Raw genomic sequence first — 2,420 nt, forward strand, 5'->3', positions numbered from 1 at the left:
CAGGGTGTACGGACGGGAAGCCCAGCGGATAACTGTGCTGGACGATAAAGCGGATGCCTCCCGGGAGAAATTTAAAGAGAATGTACTTTTTGCCGAACCTGAATTTTTCGACATATTCAATTTCCCATTCCTTGCAGGCAATGCAAAAAATGCCTTGTCCGAACCCAATACAGTTGTGCTTACACAGGAAACAGCCAATAAGTATTTTGGGGATTGGCATAATGCGCTGGGCAAATTCATTAAGTATAATGATGACCTGGTTTGCAAGGTAACGGGCATTCTCAAAAATGCGCCTGCTAATACCGACTTTCCCCTGAATATTGTACTTTCTTTTAAAAGTACCGGTCATGAAGATATGTTAACAGACTGGATTGGCCAGGATGGATCTTTGAACACCTTCCTGGTGCTTCCGGAAAATATGTCGGCACAGCATTTCAATAACGACCTTAAAGCTTTTGTAAAAAGACATACGCCTGTTGAATATGCGAACCAGGGTTATATATTACAACCGCTAAGCAATATACATTATGAAAGCGAGTTTGGAACTTACCGGGGAAGCACATTCAGCCGGGAACTGACTACTGCATTAAGTTTGATAGGTTTATTCCTTTTAATTATTGCCTGTATAAACTTCATAAATCTTGCTACTGCACAATCGGTAACCCGCTCAAAAGAAGTAGGCATCAGGAAGGTTTTGGGTAGCAGTAAGCAACAACTGATTATCCAGTTTTTAAGTGAAACCTTTCTCATTGCGATTGCTTCGGTGGTTATTGCAATATTGTTTGCATTCCTTGCGCTGCCAATCCTTAACAATCTCTTACAAACACCACTGAGCATACAGTTCAGTTTTCCTTTAATAGCATTTCTATGCGCCATTATCATTGTTGTTACATTTTTATCAGGCTTTTATCCGGCAATCGTTTTATCCGGCTTTAATCCCATTACTGTGCTGAAAAGTAAATTTACCAACAATACTGCAGGCGGGATTTCTATGCGGAGAGTGCTGGTGGTTTTCCAGTTTGCGATTGCCCAGGCTTTGATTATGGGAACAATAGTTATTGTAAGCCAGATGAAGTTTTTTCAGAATGCACCTATGGGTTTTGATAAAGATGCCATCGTGATGGTGCCTTTCGCGCACGACTCTACGGGACAGTCTAAAATGGACGCCCTTAAATTGGAGTTGATGCAACTGCCTGGCGTGAAAAATGTAAGTTTCAGCGCGTTCAGCCCTATGGATAAAGCAGGTTGGGACAGTGATTTTAAATTTGATAACGCCGTGAAAAAATCAGGCTTCAAGGCCGATTTTAAATGGGCGGATGCCGACTACTTTAAAACATATGGGATCCGGTTCATTGCCGGAATGCCGTATAACCAGGCCGATACGGTAAATGGGTTTGTGGTAAATGAAATGATGGTGAGAAAGTTGGGCTTTAAAAATCCCGATGATGTTATAGGCAAAAAGATAAACTTCTGGGAAGGAAATATGGTGGCCCCTGTTGTAGGCGTAGTGAAAGATTTTAACGGCTATTCACTGAAAAGCGAAAGGACGCCTATCGTGCTTGGTTCGTTCAAAATGGTATACCGGCTGATCAACATAAAAATGCAGCCGAAAAGTACTAAGGAAACTCTGGCGGCAATAGAAAAACTCTGGAGCAAAACCAATCCCGACCTTGTTTATGAATACCAGTTCCTCGATGATAAGATCGCCAGCTTTTACAGGCAGGAAAACCAACTCTCCCAATTATATAAAATAGCTGCAGGCATCGCCATATTTATTTCCTGCCTTGGCTTGTATGGCTTTGTTTCATTTATGGCAGTACAGCGTACCAAGGAAATAGGCATCAGAAAAGTGCTGGGCGCATCGGTGATCAACATTGTTCATCTGATGTCGAAGGAATTTACACTGCTTATTGGTATTGCATTTTTAATCGCCGCACCATTGTCCTATTATTTAATGCATCGCTGGCTGGAACACTTTGCATACAGGATAAATATCGGCATCGGGATATTTTTATTAACTATTCTCGTTTCTGAAGTGATCGCATGGCTTACAGTTGGCTACCAGGCAATAAAAGCGGCAGTGGCTGATCCTGTGAAGAGTTTGAAAGCAGAGTGATATCGTTTGTTTTAAAATCCCTTTCTATGTTTCAGCAACAAACGGAGGCTGTTGGGCTTGTTTGTTGGGTGGTTGCAAACGGGATCTCTTTTTATAGCGATTCTGCAATTCGCTTTACAGCGTCCAGCGCCAGGTCCCAGCCTTCGTTGGCGTCGTCATATGCTGCCTGATCTAATCCCTTAATTAATTCTTCCTGCCCGGTTAATAACGTTTGATCGCCTTTCTGCTGAAACGAATAAGTAAGTACCGCAATGACGGTACCGGTGTTATTTTCAAACAAGCTGTGCTTAATAAGTTCCATGGG

At 42.3% G+C, this 2,420-nt stretch carries 2 protein-coding genes; one reads left to right on the forward strand and one right to left on the reverse strand.

All coding sequences use genetic code 11. The features are described from left to right. Positions 1-2,116: ABC transporter permease (locus tag VN105_RS22100; protein WP_325644285.1), on the forward strand; the 2,116-nt coding region annotated here is incomplete at its 5' end. 91 nt (positions 2,117-2,207) lie between these two features. On the opposite strand, the gene VN105_RS22105 is transcribed toward VN105_RS22100, so the two are convergent. Further along, positions 2,208-2,420, reverse strand: a 213-nt coding sequence (locus VN105_RS22105) for a hypothetical protein (protein ID WP_325644287.1), incomplete at its 5' end; no start/stop codon positions are given.

Origin of the sequence: Chitinophaga sp. (assembly GCF_035564935.1) — a bacterium.
Classification (GTDB): Bacteria; Bacteroidota; Bacteroidia; order Chitinophagales; family Chitinophagaceae; genus Chitinophaga.